Raw genomic sequence first — 21,228 nt, 5'->3', positions numbered from 1 at the left:
GCATTAAAAAACAATCTCAATGCAACCTTTTAGCTCACCTATATCAACTTATCCATTTCATCTACAAGTTGTCTAAACAATGTAAGGGCATTATCTACTGGTTCTTCTGTGGTCATATCTACTCCAGCTTTCTTTAAAACATTTATTGGATAATCAGAGCTTCCACTCTTTAAGAAGCCTAAGTATCTCTCTACTGCTTTATCTCCCTCTTTTAATATTTGTTGAGATAAAGCAATTGCAGCTGAAAATCCAGTAGCATATTGGAATACATAGTAGTTATAATAAAAATGAGGTATTCTAGCCCATTCAATAGCTATTTCATCATCTACTACTATATTAGGTCCATAATATAGTTCGTTTAATTTTTTATAAGTATCACATAAATAATCGGCAGTTAATGCACCACCATTTTCAATATGTTCATTTATAGTTTTCTCGAATTCTGCAAACATAGTTTGTCTAAATACTGTAGTTCTAAATTGTTCTAAATAATGATTTAATAAGTATAACTTTTCATTTTTATCTTTTACATTTTTAAGCATGTAATCCATTAGCAAAGCTTCATTGGCTGTAGAAGCTACTTCTGCTACAAATATACTGTATCCACTATATACATAAGGTTGATTCTTAGAAGAGAAATAACTATGCATAGAGTGTCCCATTTCATGAGCTGTAGTAAATACACTGTCTAAAGTATCATGATAATTTAATAGTATAAAAGGCTTGGAATCAAAAGTTCCACTAGAATAAGCTCCGCTTCTTTTTCCTCTATTTTCATAGACGTCTACCCATCGAGAATTAAATCCTTCTTCCATAGCAGATAAATATTCTTCTTTAAGAGGAGATAATGCCTTTTTAATTATTTCTACACCTTCTTCATAAGGTATTTTAAAGTCAGCATCTTTTACTATAGGAGTATATAAATCATACATATGAAGTTCTTCTACTCCTAAAGCTCTTTTTCTTATTTCCATATATTTATGCATGCTATCTAGATTATCATGAACAGATTTAATTAAATTATCATAAACAGATACAGGCACATTGTTTTCATCTAAAGAAGCTTCTATGCTAGAATTATAGTTTCTGATTTTAGACATAAAAATATTTTTCTTTAAATCACCACTTAGAGAAGATGCAAAAGTATTCTTAAATCCATAATAAGTATTATATAACTCTTCAAATGCCGTCTTTCTTACATTTCTATCTTTACTTTCCATTAAAGGTATGAAATTCCCATGTGTTATCTCAACATCTTTATCTTCTTCATTCTTTATAACTGGAAATTTCATATCAGCATTACTTAACATTGAGAAAATTTGATGTGGTGCACTAGCTATTTCACCCATTTGTGCAAGAATAGATTCTTCTCTTGCAGATAGCACGTGATCTTTTTGTCTTAATAAATCATCAAGATATTGCTTATATAGTTTAAGTTCTTCTTTTTCTGTATAGTATTTTTCTAAGGTGTTAGAGTCTAAAGTTAAAATCTCTGGTACTAAGAAAGAAGTCTTTTCCTCTACTTGAACATAAAGATTAAGTCCCTTATCTTCTAATGCTTGCGAATCGCTAATTCTAGTATCTTCATCTAATTTCATTCTAGAATAAGTATAAAGGTTAGAAACAACTCTATATAATTCATCTCTATCCTTCAAAGTATTAAACAAATTTTCACTACTGGCTGTCACTTTATCCTTATGTTTTAAAAAATCATTAGCTAAACTTACAGCCTTTTCATAATCTTTTTCCCAAGCTTCCAAATTACTATATAAAGATTCTAAATCCCATATATACTCTTTTGGAATATCTTTTCTTTCTTTTAGTTCCATTTGTCATTCCCCCTATAATTAATATTTAATATTATTTATTATATAAAAAAATTTATCTCAAAATAATTATAGATAATCTATAAAAGTATTGATATGTAGTATTTATAAGTATTCTATCACATTTATAAATAAATATGAATAAATTTTTAATATAAAGTAAAATAGAAACGGCAATCAAAGTTAACCTAAATAATAGTTTTTTTATCTAATATAAATTTTATTAACTTATATGAATTAATCTAATAATCTATCCATATTAAATATATAACATATATAAAAATACTAGGAGCTTCAATCCTAGTATTTTAAAATTAATATTTTCTTTATTAATTTCTATAAAATATTTATTAGTCTTTAAAATTGTTTATTCCATAAAGCATAATATCCCTAGCTATAGGTGCTGCAGATTTACCTCCTGTAGAACCTTCTTCCTCTAGTACTACAGCAACAGCAATCTTAGGATCATCTGCTGGAGCAAAACCAATAAACCAAGCATGAGACTTACCAGAAGGATTTTCTGCTGTTCCTGTTTTTCCAGCTACTCTCATGTTATTTATTTTTGCACCAGTCCCTGTTCCCCTCTTTACTACCTCTACCATCATATTCTTAGTTTCATTTGCAGTAAAAATATCGGTTCCTTGTGATAAAGTCTGAGTAGTGTTGGTTTTAACAACTTTACCTCCAGGAGAGATAATTTCCTTTACTAAAATGGGTTTTACTATTTCTCCACCGCTAGCAATGCCAGAAGCTATCATAGCCATATTTAAAGGAGTTACCAATACTTTGCCTTGACCTATACTTGCAGCGGCAATATCTGTTTTTCCTAAATTTTCTTTATAAGGAAAAGTAGAGCTTTTAGTTGGTAAATCAAAAGGTATTTTGCTATTTATCATAAACTTATCTGCCATAGAACCTATCTTATCTTTCCCTATATCCAAAGATTTCTCTGTAAAATAGGTATTACAAGATTTAACCAATGCATCTTCCAGGTTTAAAGTTCCATGGGCTTTTCCACTATAATCTTTAAATACATATCCATCAATTTTAGTACTACCAGTACATTCATGTTTTGTATTTAGGTTAGAAGTTTCCAAAGCAGCCATAGTAGTTATAACCTTAAATACTGATCCTGGAGTATATAATCCTTGGGTCGCTCTATTTAATAAAGGACTATTAGTATCTTCCACTATTTGTTTCCAGTTTTCCTTTAAGTTTGTAACGTCGAAATCTGGCATACTTACCATAGCATAAACTTCTCCAGTTTTAGGATTCATAGCTACAATAGATCCTTTTTTTCCTTTAAGCAAAGCTCTCGCTTTTTCTTGAAGCCCGTGATCAATAGTTAGTTTTAGAGTATTCCCCTCAGAACTTGGTGCTACAATATTTTTTATTTCATTTATTGCTGCATTTTCATTAATATTTAATAAAGCATTATTATACTGTAGCTCTAATCCTGTTTTACCATATTCCCTATAACTATATCCAATTATATGACTATAAAGAGATCCGTAATTGTAATGCCTTTTATATAGATTGTCTTGTTTTTCGCTATAAGCTAAAATCTTACCATTTCTATCTATAATAGATCCCCGCAATATGCTCTCTTCATTTATCCACAATCTTTTATTGTAACTATTATTTTTAATTTTCTCTGCTTTAAATATCTGAAAATAACTTATATATACTATTAAACTTACAAACATAAGACAAATAGATACTAAAACAACAATCATTCGTTTACTCTGTTGATTCATCTTTTATCTCCTCCATATCCAATTCTTCTGAGGCTACTTGGAGGATACCAAGGGCAATAAAGCTAGATAACATAGAAGTACCACCATAGCTTACAAAAGGTATAGTTATTCCTGTCAATGGTATCATCTTTAATACCCCGCCAAATATAATAAAAGATTGAATACCAAAGAGTATGCTAATACCTAAAGCTGCAATTTTAAAAAATTGATTTTCTTGATTCATAGCTATTTTAAATCCTCTATAAACTAAGATTAAAAACAACATAATAATACCTATACCAGTAAAGATTCCCATTTCCTCACAGATAGCAGAAAATATAAAGTCTGTATGAACTTCTGGTATAAAATCTGGATAGCCTAGCCCCAATCCTGATCCAAAAAAACCTCCCTCTGCAATAGCAAATAAAGACTGGGTAATTTGGTAACCTTGTCTATCAATATATTTCCATGGATCTATCCAAGTTTCAAATCTAATCTTTACATGATTAAACATGAAATATCCTAAAATTCCACCCATAGAAAAAAGAACTATATTATATAAAATCAGTTTTCTATCTTCTTCATATATATATTGAAGAGCAATAAATATTAAATAAAAAATTAATGCTGTTCCTAAATCCTTTTGTAAGAATAGCAAGCCTATAAAAGAATAAACTACTAACATTAAATAATAAGAAGAATACTTTTTTTCCTTAAACTTCTCAAAATTTGTATAGTATGCACTTATTAAAAATATAAGAAGAAGTTTAATTATTTCAGCAGGTTGAAATCCAAACCTACCAATTCTAATCCAATTTATAGCCCCTTTTGTTCTACTACCTAAAATAAAGGTTAATAGAAATAAAGTATAAGATCCAATAGCATATAATTTAATCCAATTTTCCCAACCTTTTATTTTTTTCAAAATAAAATAGGTTAAAAAGAAAATTAAAATACTCAAAGATATCCATATTAACTGGCGTAATCCTAAGCCAGGATCAATTCTATATATCATAATGATTCCAATAGAAATCAACATAGTGACTATCAGGAATATATAATTATCTCCTGTGGAAACCTTGAGTAAGATAAAATTTGAAATATATATTACTAGAATAAGACCAATACCTGTAATAAAAGTAAATTTATCTAATTCATCTTTTTGATATACAAATAAAAGTAGCAAAGCCAATATTTCAAATAAAAACAATAGATTCCTAGGAACTTTTGCACTTGTAGTTTTTCTTAACATAAAATATCCCTACTCTCTACTTACAAATAAAAACTCAATTTGTCCAACCCTTATTCTATCACCATTTTTTAATTTAACTACATCTAATACCTTCTCTCCATTTAAATAGGTTCCATTAGCACTATTTAAATCTTCTAAATAATATTCTCCTTCATCTTCTACTATTTGTAAATGGTTTTTTGATACATAAGGATCCTTTATCATAATATCATTATCACCATGTCTTCCTAATGTTATAGTATCTTCTATAGGATAGTGTTCTTTTATTTTAAAGGGCAAAGAATCCTTCCTATTAATTAACTTTAAATAACTACCATCATCTAAGCTTACAGCCCCCATCCCTCTTATATCCAAATAAATCAATCTAATAATACTAAATATAAATAAATATATTATTATAATAAAAATATATTTAAATAGTAAAGATAATATATTGTACATAAATTTACCTCCAAATTAATCCTATATTTAATTATGTTATCACAAACTTTAACCATTGTGAATAAATTTAAACCAACACTATTTAATTATATGCTAAAATCTGATAATATTAATGTATATATGTATTTTGGGGGTGAAAATATGAATAAGATACTACGTTCTAGAAAAAATAGAATCTTATCAGGAGTTTGTGGTGGTATAGGAGAATATTTTAATATTGATCCTACAGTAATTCGTATTGTATGGATAGTACTAACTATGGCATCTTTTGGTACTGGATTTTTAGCTTACCTTATTTGCAGCCTAGTTATACCAGAAGATGATGGAGTCATTTATCATGAAGATTATGGAGATAATAAAATGAGAGAAAATACTCCTATATTTATTGGAATTGGAATGATTGCCCTTGGTGCTTTTCTTTTAGCTAAAAGAATTTTTCCTTGGTTTACCATTAGACTTATGAATTTAGGAAAATATTGGCCTGTTCTACTTATACTTTTAGGCCTATATATTTTATATAATCAGAGAGAAAGATAAAAAAGTCTTGAATTAACAAGACTTTTTCCTATTTTCTTCGATTAACCTATTATTTATATAATCATAACCTTTTAGACTATGGGGTATTAAACAATTAGTACAATCCTTTACGCCATGATTAATGGTATTATTTCCACCACAGTCTTCTAATAAGTACAACGGACAATAACAGAACATACAATTAAACTCTTCTTCTTTAGAAGTTTTATGGCAAGGAAAGTATTGGCAAGCCGTGTTTCTATAAAACTTATAGGAATTTTCCATATTAAATCCTCCTTATTATTTATAATTCTCTATTAATGAGACAATTTCTTCTAGGTTGTCTATGCCCTTTTCTTCATCTCTTCCAATTATAATAGGGATAATATTTAATTCATTACAAGCTTGTATTTTATTTAGAGTTCCACCTTCTTTACCACTATCTTTCATAACTACGTAGTCAGCATTATATTCAGAAAACATGATTTTATTAAACACTTTAGAAAAAGGGCCTAATATTGCAACAATATCTTTTATGGATACTTCATTCTTTTTACATTCTTCAATGCTCTCTAGGGCAGGTAATATTCTATAAATAAATCTGTTATTTCCTCTTACTTTTTCAAATTCATCTATGTTCTTAGAACCAGTTGTAAAAAATACAGTACCTTTTATATTCTTTAAATAATCATAGGATTCTTCATAGCTATTAAGACATATGGCTTTACTGTCTAATAAGCTTTTTTTTCTAACATATCTAACATAATCTATTCCTTTATCCTTTGCAACTCTTTTAGCATTATCAGTTACAACCTTGGCATAAGGATGAGATAAATCTACAATTAATTTTATATGATTTTGTTCTGTAAAGGATACCATTTCATCATAACTTAACCTGCCAATATATACATTAGACGAGTCCAAAAACTCTTTACTACTTTCTGTAGCTGCTGTAACTATATAATTATTTAATCCTTTTATTTCTTTTATAAGAAGTCTTGCTTCCTTTGTTCCACCAATAATCCAAATCATTTTATCAAATACCCTCTAGGTGTTATGATTTCATTATTCTTTATATAAGTACTCTTGTTTCCTATGATTACAATACTCATCATATCAACTTTTTCATAACATATATTATCCAACGTAGTTATCCACTTTTCCGTATTTGGTCTACCTGAGTTCTTTATAATACCTACAGGTGTCGAAGGAGATTTATGTTTTAATATGATATTTATAGCTTTTTCTAAATGATCAGCTCTTCCTTTACTCTTTGGATTATATAAAGTTATTACAAAATCAGCTTCTGCACTTTTTTCTAATCTTTTTTCTATAACTTCCCAAGGTGTTAATAAATCACTTAAGCTAATTGAAGCATAATCATGCATAATAGGAGATCCTAGCTCACTGGCAGCAGAAAAAGCTGCTGTAATGCCAGGAATTATTTCAACATCAACATCTTGTCTTAGCTCTAAAATAGGTCCTGCCATTCCATATAGTCCTGAATCTCCAGTACTAATTATAGCTGTATTTTTTCCTTCTATAGTAAACTCAATAGCTTTCTTACACCTTTCTAATTCACCTCTCATACCCGTTTTAAATACTTCCTTATCCCCAATAAAATCCTTTACATAATCTATATAAGGTGTATATCCTACTATAACATCACAACTCTTTATAGTTTCAATAGCCTTTAAAGTCATGTGTTCTACTCCACCTGGTCCAATACCTATTACATACAGTTTAGCCATGGGTCTCCTCCTTTGTTATCGAAATAGTTATTCCTTCATAAACTTTTTTAGCTGCTAAAAGCTTTCCTCCTAAAAGCTTTGCACAAGGCTCAGATACAGAATAAACGCCAACCTTTCCTTTAACAAATTCACTTCTTGTTAAATTATCTTCCACTTTATTTATTTCTTCTTTGGTAAAAATTTTAATAGGACAATTAAAATGTTCTGCTGCCTCTTTTATCCCTTTTTCATCTTTTTTTATATCAATAGTTCCAATTGCTTTTATTCCATGAGAAGAAAGATCTAAAATATTTAAAACATCATATATACCATCTATAATCTTTTTACCTTCTACTCCTCGCCTACAACCTATGCCTATATTTATGTTTTTTGGTCTTAAAAGAATATAAGGTATTTTAGTATCAATGGTTTTCTTAGAAGATACTATTATAAGGCCTTCTATTTCATCATTATTACAGGGTATATGATTATATACAGTCAAATTTTTATAACTTATAACTGGCAAGTCTTCAGAATAAAAACCTACCTTTCTGTTGTTTACCATCATAGCTGTTAAAGTTTTAGCCATTTCCATAGATTCTATATGGTACCCCTTAGTCATACTAAAATAATCAATAGCCTCTAGACCTCTAGCATCAGAACCAGTGGTAATTATAGCTACTGCATCTATAGCTAAGCTAATATCCTTTGCTAAGACATTGGCGCCACCAATATGACCTGATAATAAACTTATAGAATATCTTCCTAAATCATCTACCACTACTACTGCTGGGTCCTTTTTTTTGTCCTTTACAAAAGGAGCTATCATCCTTACAGCTATGCCCGTAGCAGAAATAAAAACCAATCCGTCATATTCTCTAACAAGTTTTGGAAGATAAGCTTTTATTCCGCCTTCAATTTCTTTATTCACAAAATGTTCTACTATATAGTTAGAGTAAAATTTTTCTGTTAGCTTTGAAGTTATTGACTCTCCTATTATAAACCCATTATCAGTAAAAGATAGACAAGCTATTTTCATTTGGAGCTTCTCCTATATTCATGGGTAAAGGAAGGATCATAAAGCTTTGATCTTTCATAATCTCCTTCAATAAAATCTCCTATAAGGATTTGAGCCATTTTATTTATACCCGCTTCTTTTACTTTTTCTTCAATGTCCTTTAAAGTCCCCATTATTATCTTTTCGTCTTCCCAAGTTGCTTTGTAGACTACAGCAACAGGTACGTCTTCTCTCTCATAACCTTTTTTTAACTTTTCTACTACTTTACCAATATTGTTAATAGATAAAAATAATGCCATAGAAGCTTTATAAGATGCTAGCTTTTCCAAATCCTCTTTTTCAGGTACACTTGTTCTTCCTTCAATTCTAGTCAGTATAACGGTTTGACTAACATTAGGTAAAGTAAATTCCCTTTTTATACTAGAACAAGCAGCTGTAAAGGAACTAACACCCGGTATTACTTCAAAAGGAATATTCTTTTCATCCAATAAGTCCATTTGTTCTCTTATAGCTCCATAAATAGTAGGATCTCCTGTATGAAGTCTAATGACTTTTAAACTATTCTTAAAGCCTTCCTCCATAACACTTATAACTTCTTCTAAAGTCATAGAAGCACTGTTATAAAACTTAGCTTCTTTTTTACAGAAATTTAAATGATCTTTAGACACTAGACTACCTGCATATATAATAATATCTCCTTCTTCTAAAAGTCTTCTACCTTTAATAGTTATTAAATCTACATCTCCTGGACCTGCACCAACAAAGCTAATCACGAGGATTCCTCCTTCCAATTATTAAGGATATATAATCTTTATCTTTTAATATTTCTTCTTCATCTATTAAAATCTTCTCTTCTTCTAAAGTCGCTCTTTTTATATATTTATAGGTAAAACCTTCTTCATCTATTTCTTTAAGTAACTTTTCTTTATCTTTCCAAGTTTTCAACAAACAAAAAGTATCTATATTTTTCAATGAATTCTCTTTAAATTCATCTATAATTAATAGCTTTTCTCCCTTTAAAGTTAAAGGAGTCTTACTACTAGCTGCTGCAGCTATGAAGGATGGTATACCTGGTACAATCTCTGTTTGTACACCCATTTCTTCTATTTCTTCCATTAAGTAAATAAAGGTACTATATATTAAAGGGTCTCCCAAAGTTAAAAATACTCCATACTTATCTTCTAAAATATTTTCTTCCATAATTTTAGCATTTTTAATATAATCTTCTTTAGTAACTTGTCCCATAGGTAAATTTAACAAAATAACCTTCTTATTGGCAATGTACTCTTTCACTATATCTAAAGCCATATTGGTCCCTTTATTGTTAGGAGCAAATATAATATCTGCATCTTCCATAACCTTAACAGCTTTTATAGTCACTAATTCTTTGTCTCCAGGTCCTGTTCCTATTCCATATAATTTTTTCATATCTTCACTCCTTTACCAATAAATATCGGGTTACTGCCTTTCATTAATCCAATATCATCCATAGATGATGATTGGATTAATTCCACTTCTATATCTTTATACTTATATTCCTTTAATAAATTTATAAATTGGTTTAAATTTTTTATAGTAATAAAATTGCCACAAACTATACCATCCATTTCTAAATTAGCATTCAAATATTTAAATATTTCTTCCATTCTCCCGCCACTTCCACCTATGAAACATTTACTGAACTTTAAATCAGGTAAATCCTTAGGAGCTACTCCTTTAATTAGGTTGATTTCTGCATTAAATTTTTTACAGTTCTTATCTATTAACTCTATACCTTCTTCTTCTTTTTCTATTGCCCAAACCCTAGCTCCTTGTAAGGCTCCTTCTATGGAAACAGAGCCAGTTCCAGCGCCAATATCTAGTAGTCGATCTCCTAAACTAATATTTAAATAAGCTAAAGTTAAGACCCTTATATTGAATTTAGTCATAGGTACATTGCCTCGAATAAATTCCTTATCTTTTATCCATTTCATGTTCTACAATCACCACCCCTAAAGAAGATATATCTTCTATTTCCTCACCAATATTCTTTTCTATAATTTTCTCATTATCATAGGATAGGTTAAAACCAGTGATAATTCTTCCTCTTACTCCTAAAGCTTTAAGCTCCTTTGATATTCTGTTAGGAGTATTTATTTTATCTGTAAGAATTATAGTTAAAGGAGATTTTTTAACTTTCTCTAAACCTTCTGTTCTTCCATGTAAGGATAAAAACTTTGATTCTTGCCAACTTCTACCTAATTTAGCCATTAGATATTGAAAAGATGATATGCCTGGTAATATCTCATCAATAATAATATTATTTTTCTTTAAATATTCTACTATACCATAGAAACAAGGATCTCCAGAAGCTAAAATAAGTAAATTTTTATGTTTATCAACATAGCCTTTTACTTCTTCTACTGTTTTGACTTCTAGATATTTTTTATTAAAATTGATTAATAAATTTCCAACTCTTCCAAAGGCTAGAATATTTTCAGCTTCTTCTATTCTTTCTTTTACATCTACAGTTAAATACTTTGGATTCCCTGGTCCTACGCCTGCTACAACTACCCCATGTTAATCCCCCTTTCCATAGAATAAATTATTACTCTAACAGGAAAATTTTCATCTTTTAGGTATTTTCTTATTCTATCTTCGCATCCTTTCTCCATATCTCTTACAATTTCTTTATAACCGTTTTCTATACATATATTTAAAGCTTCTTCTGCAGTTATAGTATTCATTATTTTATGGATAATCTCCATTGAAGCTCCTCTAAGAGCTAAATAATATATAAAAGCTTCCATCCTGCCATCACAAACTCTACTATGAGTATTAAATACGCCTAAAGATAATTTTGAGAATTTACCTATATGTCCTATAAGGGTAATATATTTAAAGCCTTTATTATAAATATATAACAAACTATCTCCTATAAAATTAGAAACTTTCACTTTTCCACCAGCCATATTTAGCTCTTCCACCATTTTTTCTCCATAATTTCCTGGAACAAGAATAATATTATCCTTACCATACTTTTCTTCTACTATATCAACTTCCATATATATGGTCTTTAATAAAGCATCATCAGACATGGGATACACTATGCCTTTAGTCCCTATTATAGATATTCCACCTTCAACTCCAATATTTTTATTATAGGTTTTTTTACTTATTTCTTCTCCCTTAGGGGCATATATAAGTACATCATAACCATCATTTGAAACTTCTTTAACTTCTTTTTCAATCATTTGTCTAGGAACAGGATTTATAGCAGCATCTCCAATTTCCCCAAACAATCCTTTTCTTTTTATTCTACCTATTCCCGTTCCTCCATCTATGATGACTTGTCCATCTTTTCTTTTAAACACCTTTGCAAAAATCTCCATTCCATCTGTAACATCTGGATCATCGCCACCATCCTTTATTATGGAACAACTAGCATATTCATCTTCTAATTTTTGATTGCTTACTTCTAGTTTAAGCCTTATTCCTGCAGGTGTATCTATTTCTACATAATTAATAATTTCTTTTTTTTCTAACATTATGGCTGCTGCTTTAGCTGCTCCTGCTCCACAACTACCAGTAGTATAACCACATCTTAAACTTTTACCTTCTTTAATAATATAAAGAGGATCCATCATCTTCCAACCACCATATATAAAAGAGCATTAATAATAGAGGCTGCCACATTGCTTCCACCTTTATTTCCTATTGTAGATATGGATGGTATTTCAAACTCCCTTAAATATTCCTTAGATTCAGCTGCTCCTACAAAGCCTACTGGCACTCCCACAATGAACTTTGGCTTAACCCTACCTTCTTTAACCAATTCTAATAATCTAAAGAGAGCTGTTGGAGCATTGCCTATTACAAACATATCTATTCCTTCATTAACAGCTTTTTCTACTGCACAGTAAGACCTAGTAACACCTTTTTCTTTAGCTTTTATGGCAACATCTTCATCATCAATAAAATATTTTAATTCACAATTAGATTTATATAGAGCATTTTTGTTTATACCATAGTAAGCCATTTTAGTATCCGTAAATATTACGCCAGAAGACAATATAGCTTCTTTACTATGAGAAATAAAATCTTCTTTAAAAGATATTATGGTTTTATAGTCAAAGTCTCCAGTAGTATGTATCATTCTTTTAACTACAATGATTTCTTCGTCTGTAAAGTTGGTGTCTTTTATATGTTCGTCAATTATATCCATACTTTTATTCTCAATATCCATTGGTTTTTTAATATACATTTCAATTCACCTTCTCTTCTTTTGTTCTATCTTATTTAAAAGAAATTCAAAACTATCCATATTGCCTAAAAAGTTAATATGCTGATACATGGCTAGTGTATTTTTATATTGATAACCGCAAGACCAAAACTTATCCCTCTTAGGTTTATTTATATTAATTACTTCCTTTAGATTAGTTTTTACTTGAGATTTATGAAATTCATTGCCTGTTAATAAATCTCCTCTTTTGCCAAGTATGATATCTTCCTCTAACCTCATATTTACATATCCAAATCTTTTATTTTTGTTTTCCATAGAAGTATAGCCTTTTATAAGTTCCACCATAGAAGAACCATCTATATGTTCTGTTAAGTACATTAATCCTCCACCTTCTGCAAGAATAAAACCTCCGTCTTCTCCATAATTTTTAATGGATTTAATAAGCTTTTGGTTTTTAGATAACTCTTCTTTATAAAGTTCTGGATATCCTCCGCCTAAATAAACAAGATTACATTCTGGCAAATATTCATCCTTTAAAGGGGAAAAATAATCTACATGACAAATATTTTCAAATAAATTCAAGTTTTCTCCATAATAAAAGGAAAAGGCATCATCATAAGCTATAGCAATTTTTATATTCTTCTTCATTGGATAGTTATAAGACTTTATTTCTACGTCTTTGGCTAACTTTAACAAGCTATCTAAATCTATAGTTTCTTCAATCTTATTTGCTACCATATTAATAATTTCTTCAATATTACTCAACTCGTGGCTTTGCAATAAGCCTAAATGTCTACTTTGAATTTCAAAATCTTTATTAAACTCTAAATATCCTAAGACTTCTATATCTATATATTTTTCTACTTGTTCCTTTAACATTAAATAATATTCTTTACTTACTTTATTAAAAATTATACCTTTTATATTTGAATTAGGAAAGTCTACCATTCCCTTAATTTGGGGAATGGCTGAAAACATTTCTCCTTTAGGTGTATAAACTAAAATAGAATTAGTTTTTAAAGTATTTACTATATCATAGGTAGAGTTTTCAAAAGTATTAGATATTCCATCAAAGTATCCCATGGCTCCTTCAATTATCCCTATTTCACTTTTATTCATACCAATACTGTTAAAGACACCTTCTTTTCCCATTAGATGAAAGTCTAAATTTCCAGCCCTTTTCCCTAAAGCTATACTTAAATATTTAGTATCTATATAATCTGGTCCAGTTTTAAAGGCAGATACGTCTAATCCTCTATTTTTTAAACTTCTAATAATACCTAACGTTAAAAGAGTCTTTCCACTACCACTATTTGGTCCTGTTATGGCTAGGAGTTTCATTTTATATCTCCTCCAATTCCTTAAAAATGCTAAGTAATCTTTCGTTATTTTCTCTATCTTTTATAGCTATTCTAATATGATTTTCTCCTAACTTTTCAAAACTAGAGCATTTTCTTAAAACATATCCTCTTTTTAAAAAGAATTTAAATATAAATTCTTCTTCCCAATTTAGTAACTCTATAAGTATATAATTACTGTGAGTATCATAAGGTTTAATTCCCTTGATTAAATTTAATTCCCTTAATAAATACTCTCTTTCTTTATGAATATAATCCTTACTCTTATTTATATAGTTTAAATCCTTAAATATATATTTTCCTGCAGTTTCTGCTAATGAATTGATGCTCCATGGTAATTGTACTCTTTCATATTCCTTAACTATAGATTCTCCTGTACATCCATATCCAAGCCTTATGCCTGGTAATGCAAAAAACTTTGTTGCTGCTCTTATTATACCTACATTTTCATAGGAGTAAGATTCAAAAAGTTGAATACTATCATAATCTCTTGGACTAAATTCATAAAACGCTTCATCCAATAATAAAAAACCACCTTTTGCCTTAACTATTTCGTAAACATTTAACAATACGTCCTTTTCTATCCTAAGACCTGTAGGATTATTAGGATTTCCTAATATAACTAAATCTCCGAGAGAGATTACTTTTTCTAAATTGTTTAAGTCTATCATGAAATCATTATTATAATCCAATTTTATAATTTCCTTTTTATTAATCCTTCCTCTTTTTTCATATTCTAGAAAAGAAGGCATATGAACAATTATCCTATTAAACAGAGATGTAAAATTGTCTATTATTTCTACAGCACCATTTCCCAGTACTACATTTTCTACACCACATTTTAAATAGTCCTTTACACTATCTTTTAGTTCTCTATATTTAATATCAGGATAACTAGTTAAGCCATTAAATTCTTTTATCAACTCTTCATATAATCCTTCAGGTGGTCCTAAAGGATTAATATTACTGCTATAATCTATAAGCTTTCCTTCATATTCGTTTTTATATGAAATTAAATCTCCTCCATGTTCCATTGTCACACCTCTTCTCTATGAGTTGTAGAATATCTTTATTAAAGTGTATAAAAATAAAAATAAAAATTCGGATCTATACATAATTTCTACAGTATCTCTAATATGGGATTTATCTATAGAAATAGTTTTATCTCCAATAGTTGGTTTTTCTACCATCTTGCCAAAATAATAGTTATTTCCACCTAACTGAATATTTAGAAGACCTGCTACAGCCCCTTCTGGATAAGCACAGTTTGGACTTTTATGGTTTTTTCTATCTCTTACCATCATCTGAAATCCTTTTTTAATATCGAATTTAAAAGCTGAAGATAGTATCATTAGAATTCCTGTTAATCTAGCAGGAAGAAAATTAAACAAGTCGTCTGTTTTAGCTGGAAAGTATCCATAATCTATATACTTTTCATTTTTATAGCCTAACATAGAATCCATAGTATTAGTCATTTTATAAGCCAGTCCTCCTGGTGCACCTAATAGCATCATATAAAACAAAGGTGCTATTACTCCATCGCTAGTATTTTCAGCTACGGTTTCTACATCTGCTCTAATTATCTCTTCAAAAGTTAAATTAGTAGTATCTCTGCCAACTATATAGGAAAGTCTCTTTCTACCTTCCTCTAATCCTTCTTCTATTCCATTATATACCTTCATAGCTTCTACATCTAAACACCTAGCTGCTATACAAGTATACATCAAATAAATGTTTAATAAGTTGTAAGCTATTTTATAAGGCAATAAAACTTTTAGTATTGTATATGGAATAAAATAAGCTAGGAAAACATTTAAGATTACAATAATAAAACCTGCTAACTTTAATCCACCTTTAGATCTAGTTAATTTCCTAGCTATTCTTTCTTCTATACCTATTATTCTTCCCATTAATTTAACTGGATGAGGAAAATAGTAAGGATCACCAATTAAAAGGTCTAAAACAGCCGCTACAATTAAACTATTCATAGGTACTCCTTTGTATTAGAGAATATACATAATCCATGTCCATATTTTCTCTTACTGCTTTTGCCAGTCTTTCAAGTTCATCTTCTACATTAACATTAGATAAATCTTCATTATTCTTTCTATCTACTAAAGAATCTTCTTCTTCAAGGTTCAAACTTAAATATGGTATGGTTCCAACTACAGGAATGTTTAATAACTCCTCTATCATCTTTAATCCAGGTTCTAGTAAAGTTTTATCTCCACGGAACTTATTTATAATAAGCCCTTTAACTCTTTTTCTTTCATCTTCTTCTAATAACATTACTGTCCCATAAAGAGAAGCAAAGACTCCTCCTCTATCTATGTCAGCTATTAATAACACAGGTGCATCAGCTATTTCTGCCATTCCCATATTTACTATATCATTTTCCTTTAAGTTAATTTCTGCTGGACTTCCAGCACCTTCAATAACTACTACATCAAAACTTTTTTCTATCTCTTTAAAGGTTTCTACAATCATAGGTCTTAAACTAGTTTTAAATTGAAAATACTCTACTGCATCCATATCCTTATACTTACTGCCTTTAATAAAAACTTGAGATTTTCTATCTGTTGTCGGCTTTAAAAGTATAGGATTCATATTTGGATTGGGCTTTAATCCAGCTGCTGTTGCTTGTAAAGCTTGAGCTACACTTATTTCATATCCCTCTTCTGTTACATGAGATTTTGACGACATATTTTGAGATTTAAAAGGATATACCTTTAAACCGTCTTCATTAAATATTTTACATAAAGCAGAACACATAAGACTTTTTCCTGCTGATGATGTAGTTCCCTGTACCATTATTGCTGTCATAATCACACCTCCATAGTTAATTTATTGCATATTTTTTTTGTTCCTAAGTAAGTAAAGAAAAAATGGAGCCCCTAAAGCTGACATAATAATACCAACAGGAATCTCCGTTGGTGCAAACAAAACTCTACTTAAAGTATCGCAAAGCATTAAAAGAGATCCTCCTGATAAAATTACTCCTGGAAATAAATATTTATAATCTGAACCTATAATTATACGAGTAATATGAGGAACTATTAATCCTACAAATCCTAGTAGACCTATTACACTTACAGCACTTCCAGCTAAAAGAGAAGATAATATTATAAATAAAAATCTAGTTTTTTCAACGGAAAGTCCTAAACCTGTAGCTACTTCATCTCCTAGCATTAAGATGTTTAGCTTTCCTGGTAATAATAAAGTAAAAATTGCTCCTATAATAGTATAGGGTAAAATGGTTTTAACTTGAATCCATGTTATAGCCGATAGACCTCCTACCATAAATCCTATAACTCCTGCTACTTTATCTGGAAAGAAGGTCATTAATCCATTGATTCCAGCATTTAACAAAGATGATACTGCTACTCCAGCTAATACCAGCCTCATAGGCATTATGCCATCTTTCCATGCCAATGCATAAATAAAAAGTGTAGCTAGGAGAGCTCCTACAAAAGCTCCCATAGGTACTAAATAATAATATTGAGGGAATAAAATAAGTATTACCAAAGCCATTAATCCTCCACCAGAGGAAACTCCAATAATACTAGGACTTGCCAAGGGGTTTCTCATTACTCCTTGGAGGATAGTTCCGGATAAGGATAAGCTAATACCAACTAAGGCCGCTACTATTGTTCTAGGCAGCCTTACATTCCAAATTACTTGATAATTAATTGATCCCTTTTCTTTAAGGAGCGACTTAATAATTTCACTAGGTGTAATTTTAACCGCTCCATTTCCTATACTAATAAAAAAGCTAATAATAAAAAGTGCTAGCAATAAAATTAGTATTCCATTTTTATTTGCAATTTTTCCATCTTTACCATTAATCATAAAAAATCACCTAATTGAATACTTCTGGATATAATATTTTAGCTAATCCTAAATATGCTTCTGGATATCTTTCATTAGGTTTATACATATATAAATCTTTAGGCAAGTATATATATTTTTCTTCTTTAACAGCTTTTAAAGAAGACCAAGCAGGATTATTTTCTATATCCTTCTTTAGTTTTTCAAACACTTTATCCATGTCACTGCCTGTTGTTTGAACAAATATATAATCTGGATCTTCTTCTATTATTTTTTCCAAACTGAAGGCTTGAGAATCAATATTCTTATCATGTACATTAGAAATATTTATAGTATTTAAATCTTTTAACATTTCACCTACAGTAGAATCAGAACCTCTTACAGTAATATTCTTTGCACTGGCCATCATAAGTAATACTTTATGTTCCTTATCTTTAGGAACATTTTTTATAATATCTTCAATTTCATCTCTGACTTCAATGGCATTTTTTTCATATAAGTCTTCTCTTTCATTTAAAGCAGTGAATAATCTAACAAACTTGAAATAGTCATCTTTATAAAAATAGTCTAAAGCAATAATCCCAATATTGTTCTGTTCTAAAGCCTCTATTAAAGCTAAATGTCCCTTCATATTAGAGTTTAAAATAACCAAATCTGGTTGTAAAGCCAAAATCTTTTCTAAACTTTCTGAGCCTAATTTTCCTACTACCTCAGCATCTTTAGCTCCTTCTACTAATTTTTCTTGAGACTCTTCTAATCTACCTACTACAGTTCCTCCAGAGTTATACCAAATATCTAGATAAGAATTAAATAAACATACTACTCGTTCTGGCTTTTTATTTAAAATAACCTCTTGATCTCTGCCATCAATAAAACTTACAGTATCTTCATCTATTTTAACTCCATACTCTTCAACTATCTCTTTATCCTCTCCACTTTCTTCTACTATTTCTTCAGCATTATTAACAGGTTTATTATTACAAGCTGAAACCATTGGTAAAATCATTAATACAATTAAAAATAAAGCTAGAACTTTTTTCTTCATTTATTTTCCTCCTTAACTATCAATAATACCTTTTAAATGATCTAAATATATATTTTGTATACTTTCGTTTTGTCCAAGACCTTTAACAATAACTGTAACACCAAACCCTTCCTTTTCTAATTGACTTTTCCAAGAATCTTCATCATCTGAAGCCATATCATTTATTACATGATCTCCAGCCACCAGCATAAAAGGATAAAGCTTAATTTTTCTTAAGCCTTTATTTTTCACTTCATCTATTATATATGCTAAACCTCTTTCCCCTTCTACAGTTCCAATAAAAATATTTTTATATCCTTTATCTCTGAAACCTTTTTCTAATTTCTTATAGGAACTATCAACTAAATGATCTGTCCCATGCCCCATAAACGCTACTCCTTCTTCCTTATGCGGTATTTCATTTTCCAGACTATAAATAACCTTCACATAATCATCTTCATCATAAAGTAAAGGTTTTCCAACTTTTATAATGAAATCTCTATTTCTATCTTTAAATTCTTCTACTTGATTTAGTAGTTTTTCATATTCATGTCCTGCTATAATATGTAGAGGTTGAATATATACTTCCTTTATATTTTCTCTTTTCATTTCTTCTAATGCTTCTTCTGGATTAAACACTGATAGGTTGTCCCTGTTTTTTAAAATATTGATTACCATACTAGAAGTAAAAGCTCTTAGAACTTTGTAATCACTATAAGCTTCTTTGATCCTATTTTCTATAGATTCAATACATAATTTTCTAGTGTTTTCATATGTGGTGCCAAAGCTGACAACTATAATCCCTTTATCCATAAGTTCTCCTTTCCAATCTTTATTTCATATTAAATTCCAAAAATTCCTTTTCACTTTTAAATAGTGGAGTTCCTAGTTTTTCATGTATTTTTATAAGCCATGGTTTCTCTAAGGAAGCTTTTTCAATTATCTCAGCTTCTAAGAAGATCTTCTCTGGTTTTCCTTCTCCAATCAAACTTCCTTTACTTAAAATATAGACGTAATCACAAATGTCATAAATTAAATCCATATCATGACTAGATATAACAATGTTTTTTTCAGAACTAATTGTGTTTATTATTTTTTTTACTTCTTTTGTCATATAAGGATCTAATCCGCTGGTAGGTTCATCTAAAAGAAGAACATTACAATCCATAACTAATACTCCTGCAAAAGCTACTCTCTTTTTCTGTCCATAACTTAAAAAATGAACAGGTTTATTTATCAACTCTAACCCATCTACTTGATTTAGAGCTTCATTTACCTTTTTTCTTACAAGTTCTTCACTTAATCCTATATTGCGAAGAGAGAAAGCTACATCATCATATACATTTGAATAGAAAATTTGATTTTCAGGATTTTGAAATACAATGTTAACTCGCTTTCTATACTCTTTCATATATGATTTAGTATATTTTATAGGCATATCCTCATATTTTATCAACCCACTTTTGGGTTTAAGTATCCCAATCATATTTAAAAATAAAGTTGATTTTCCTGAACCATTGGCTCCTATAATTCCCACTACTTTTCCTTTACTTGTATCAATATTTATATTGTTTAAAGCTTTAGTTCCATCTTCATATTCATAATATAGGTTTTCTATTTTTATCATTTAATCACCTAATTTAAATTTTCCTTCATAAAGCTTACAATCTAAGGTTGTAATCATATCTTTATACCTTATAAAGATTCTAATAAATAAATTTCTTACCAATAAGCCAATGGAATTATAACTATTTTTTAAACCGTCATAGCCAAATTTCATATCTTGTGCCACATAAATATTTCTCCATTCCTCTAAAAATATAAAAATTGCCCTATAAGTTAAAATAATTAATTCTATTAATAGATCTGGCATTTTAAGCTTATTAAACACTCTTATTAAGTCATTCAGTGGTGTTGTTAATATTAAAAAGTAAGTTGAAGATATAGAAGATACTACTCTAGTAGTTAATTTTAAACCTTGTTTCAAAGATGATGAAGTTATGCCAAAAGTCTTATTAAACAAGGTAAAACTATAAATATATATACTGTCTTTTGAAAAAGTTATAATTATTGTTATTATACTAATTAACAAGAATCCTAAAGGGACTAATAATAGTTTAAAATAACTTTTAATAGGTATTTTAGCCACCGCTATAATTAAAAGGGTCATAACAACAATAATTGAAATATCAATATAGACACTATTAAAAATCAAAGATAAAAAGATACCTCCAATGGCAAATAACACCTTTGCCATTGGATTATAATTTCTCAAAT

At 29.3% G+C, this 21,228-nt stretch carries 24 protein-coding genes and 1 pseudogene; 2 read left to right on the top strand and 23 right to left on the bottom strand.

Translation table 11 applies throughout. The features are described from left to right. Positions 1-38 precede the first annotated feature (38 nt). The 4 genes from pepF to KQI42_RS05490 all read right to left on the bottom strand — a co-directional run bounded on the left by pepF (position 39) and on the right by KQI42_RS05490 (position 5,255). Positions 39-1,829: an oligoendopeptidase F gene (pepF, locus tag KQI42_RS05505; protein ID WP_216517566.1), complete on the bottom strand. Its 1,791-nt coding sequence runs from the start codon at positions 1,827-1,829 to the stop codon at positions 39-41. A gap of 347 nt (positions 1,830-2,176) precedes the next feature. After that, positions 2,177-3,583: a peptidoglycan D,D-transpeptidase FtsI family protein gene (locus tag KQI42_RS05500; RefSeq protein WP_216517564.1), complete on the bottom strand. Its 1,407-nt coding sequence runs from the start codon at positions 3,581-3,583 to the stop codon at positions 2,177-2,179. Further along, entirely contained in the window at positions 3,567-4,814 is a 1,248-nt protein-coding gene (locus KQI42_RS05495) for an FtsW/RodA/SpoVE family cell cycle protein (RefSeq protein WP_216517562.1), read from the bottom strand. Before KQI42_RS05495 ends, KQI42_RS05500 begins: the two co-directional genes overlap by 17 nt. A 9-nt stretch (positions 4,815-4,823) precedes the next feature. Further along, the gene (locus KQI42_RS05490; RefSeq protein ID WP_216517560.1) at positions 4,824-5,255 is read right to left on the bottom strand and encodes an FHA domain-containing protein; all 432 of its coding nucleotides are present in this window, start codon (positions 5,253-5,255) and stop codon (positions 4,824-4,826) included. 141 nt (positions 5,256-5,396) lie between these two features. Here KQI42_RS05490 and KQI42_RS05485 point away from each other — a divergent pair, with 141 nt between their 5' ends. Next, entirely contained in the window at positions 5,397-5,792 is a 396-nt protein-coding gene (locus tag KQI42_RS05485; protein WP_216517558.1) for a PspC domain-containing protein, read from the top strand. A gap of 12 nt (positions 5,793-5,804) precedes the next feature. Here KQI42_RS05485 and KQI42_RS05480 read toward each other — a convergent pair whose 3' ends face one another. The 8 genes and pseudogenes from KQI42_RS05480 to cbiE form a co-directional block, all read right to left on the bottom strand. Further along, positions 5,805-6,056, bottom strand: a complete 252-nt coding sequence (locus KQI42_RS05480) for a cysteine-rich small domain-containing protein (protein ID WP_216517556.1) — start codon at positions 6,054-6,056, stop codon at positions 5,805-5,807. 15 nt (positions 6,057-6,071) lie between these two features. Further along, a complete protein-coding gene (gene cobK, locus KQI42_RS05475; RefSeq protein ID WP_216517554.1) occupies positions 6,072-6,803 on the bottom strand; it encodes a precorrin-6A reductase in 732 nt (243 codons plus the stop codon). Continuing rightward, a complete protein-coding gene (cobJ, locus tag KQI42_RS05470; RefSeq protein ID WP_216517552.1) occupies positions 6,800-7,522 on the bottom strand; it encodes a precorrin-3B C(17)-methyltransferase in 723 nt (240 codons plus the stop codon). The genes cobK and cobJ overlap by 4 nt, the downstream gene beginning before the upstream one ends. Then, positions 7,515-8,540 carry a cobalt-precorrin 5A hydrolase gene (gene cbiG / locus KQI42_RS05465; RefSeq protein ID WP_216517549.1) on the bottom strand — a complete coding sequence of 342 codons (1,026 nt, stop codon included), beginning with the start codon at positions 8,538-8,540 and terminating at the stop codon, positions 7,515-7,517. The genes cobJ and cbiG overlap by 8 nt, the downstream gene beginning before the upstream one ends. Continuing rightward, positions 8,537-9,292 carry a precorrin-4 C(11)-methyltransferase gene (cobM, locus tag KQI42_RS05460; protein WP_216517547.1) on the bottom strand — a complete coding sequence of 252 codons (756 nt, stop codon included), beginning with the start codon at positions 9,290-9,292 and terminating at the stop codon, positions 8,537-8,539. Before cobM ends, cbiG begins: the two co-directional genes overlap by 4 nt. Next, positions 9,285-9,947, bottom strand: a complete 663-nt coding sequence (gene cobI, locus KQI42_RS05455) for a precorrin-2 C(20)-methyltransferase (RefSeq protein WP_216517545.1) — start codon at positions 9,945-9,947, stop codon at positions 9,285-9,287. Before cobI ends, cobM begins: the two co-directional genes overlap by 8 nt. Then, complete coding sequence (cbiT, locus tag KQI42_RS05450) at positions 9,944-10,492, bottom strand: precorrin-6Y C5,15-methyltransferase (decarboxylating) subunit CbiT (protein WP_216517543.1); 549 nt, start codon at positions 10,490-10,492, stop codon at positions 9,944-9,946. The genes cobI and cbiT overlap by 4 nt, the downstream gene beginning before the upstream one ends. Next, positions 10,473-11,012: pseudogene (gene cbiE, locus KQI42_RS05445) on the bottom strand (precorrin-6y C5,15-methyltransferase (decarboxylating) subunit CbiE); the annotation flags it as partial. The pseudogene cbiE and the gene cbiT, both read right to left, overlap by 20 nt. On the opposite strand from cbiE, the gene KQI42_RS21245 reads away from it, so the two are divergent. Next, positions 10,954-11,082, top strand: coding sequence for a hypothetical protein (locus KQI42_RS21245; RefSeq protein ID WP_281420309.1), 129 nt, complete (start codon positions 10,954-10,956; stop codon positions 11,080-11,082). The pseudogene cbiE and the gene KQI42_RS21245 sit on opposite strands and share 59 nt — an antisense overlap. Here KQI42_RS21245 and cbiD read toward each other — a convergent pair. The 11 genes from cbiD to cbiQ are packed head-to-tail and all read right to left on the bottom strand — an operon-like array spanning position 11,069 to position 21,226. Next, entirely contained in the window at positions 11,069-12,145 is a 1,077-nt protein-coding gene (gene cbiD, locus KQI42_RS05440; protein WP_216517540.1) for a cobalt-precorrin-5B (C(1))-methyltransferase CbiD, read from the bottom strand. The genes KQI42_RS21245 and cbiD overlap by 14 nt on opposite strands. After that, entirely contained in the window at positions 12,142-12,762 is a 621-nt protein-coding gene (locus KQI42_RS05435) for a precorrin-8X methylmutase (protein WP_216517538.1), read from the bottom strand. The genes cbiD and KQI42_RS05435 overlap by 4 nt, the downstream gene beginning before the upstream one ends. Before the next feature lie 6 nt (positions 12,763-12,768). Next, positions 12,769-14,082 (bottom strand): cobyrinic acid a,c-diamide synthase CobB, encoded by a 1,314-nt coding sequence (locus KQI42_RS05430; RefSeq protein WP_216517536.1) that lies wholly within the window; start codon positions 14,080-14,082, stop codon positions 12,769-12,771. 1 nt (position 14,083) lies between these two features. Continuing rightward, positions 14,084-15,133, bottom strand: coding sequence for a pyridoxal phosphate-dependent aminotransferase (locus KQI42_RS05425; RefSeq protein ID WP_216517534.1), 1,050 nt, complete (start codon positions 15,131-15,133; stop codon positions 14,084-14,086). A gap of 15 nt (positions 15,134-15,148) precedes the next feature. Next, on the bottom strand, positions 15,149-16,087 hold the full coding sequence (gene cbiB / locus KQI42_RS05420; protein WP_216517532.1) for an adenosylcobinamide-phosphate synthase CbiB: 939 nt from the start codon (positions 16,085-16,087) through the stop codon (positions 15,149-15,151). Next, positions 16,080-16,922, bottom strand: coding sequence for a cobyric acid synthase (locus KQI42_RS05415; RefSeq protein ID WP_216517530.1), 843 nt, complete (start codon positions 16,920-16,922; stop codon positions 16,080-16,082). Before KQI42_RS05415 ends, cbiB begins: the two co-directional genes overlap by 8 nt. A 21-nt stretch (positions 16,923-16,943) precedes the next feature. Beyond that, positions 16,944-17,948, bottom strand: a complete 1,005-nt coding sequence (locus tag KQI42_RS05410) for a FecCD family ABC transporter permease (RefSeq protein WP_216517528.1) — start codon at positions 17,946-17,948, stop codon at positions 16,944-16,946. A gap of 10 nt (positions 17,949-17,958) precedes the next feature. Next, positions 17,959-18,972, bottom strand: coding sequence for an ABC transporter substrate-binding protein (locus KQI42_RS05405; protein WP_216517526.1), 1,014 nt, complete (start codon positions 18,970-18,972; stop codon positions 17,959-17,961). A 12-nt stretch (positions 18,973-18,984) separates the two neighbouring features. Then, positions 18,985-19,764 carry a sirohydrochlorin cobaltochelatase gene (locus KQI42_RS05400; protein WP_216517524.1) on the bottom strand — a complete coding sequence of 260 codons (780 nt, stop codon included), beginning with the start codon at positions 19,762-19,764 and terminating at the stop codon, positions 18,985-18,987. A gap of 19 nt (positions 19,765-19,783) precedes the next feature. Next, on the bottom strand, positions 19,784-20,578 hold the full coding sequence (locus tag KQI42_RS05395; RefSeq protein WP_216517522.1) for an energy-coupling factor ABC transporter ATP-binding protein: 795 nt from the start codon (positions 20,576-20,578) through the stop codon (positions 19,784-19,786). Continuing rightward, positions 20,579-21,226 carry a cobalt ECF transporter T component CbiQ gene (cbiQ, locus tag KQI42_RS05390; protein ID WP_281420315.1) on the bottom strand — a complete coding sequence of 216 codons (648 nt, stop codon included), beginning with the start codon at positions 21,224-21,226 and terminating at the stop codon, positions 20,579-20,581. Positions 21,227-21,228: the final 2 nt, after the last annotated feature.

It is taken from the genome of Tissierella simiarum, from assembly GCF_018917865.1.
GTDB classification, from domain to species: Bacteria; Bacillota; Clostridia; order Tissierellales; family Tissierellaceae; genus Tissierella_C; species Tissierella_C simiarum.
The sequence above is the reverse complement of the archived record's forward strand: the minus strand, read 5'-3'. Positions and strand labels throughout refer to the sequence as shown.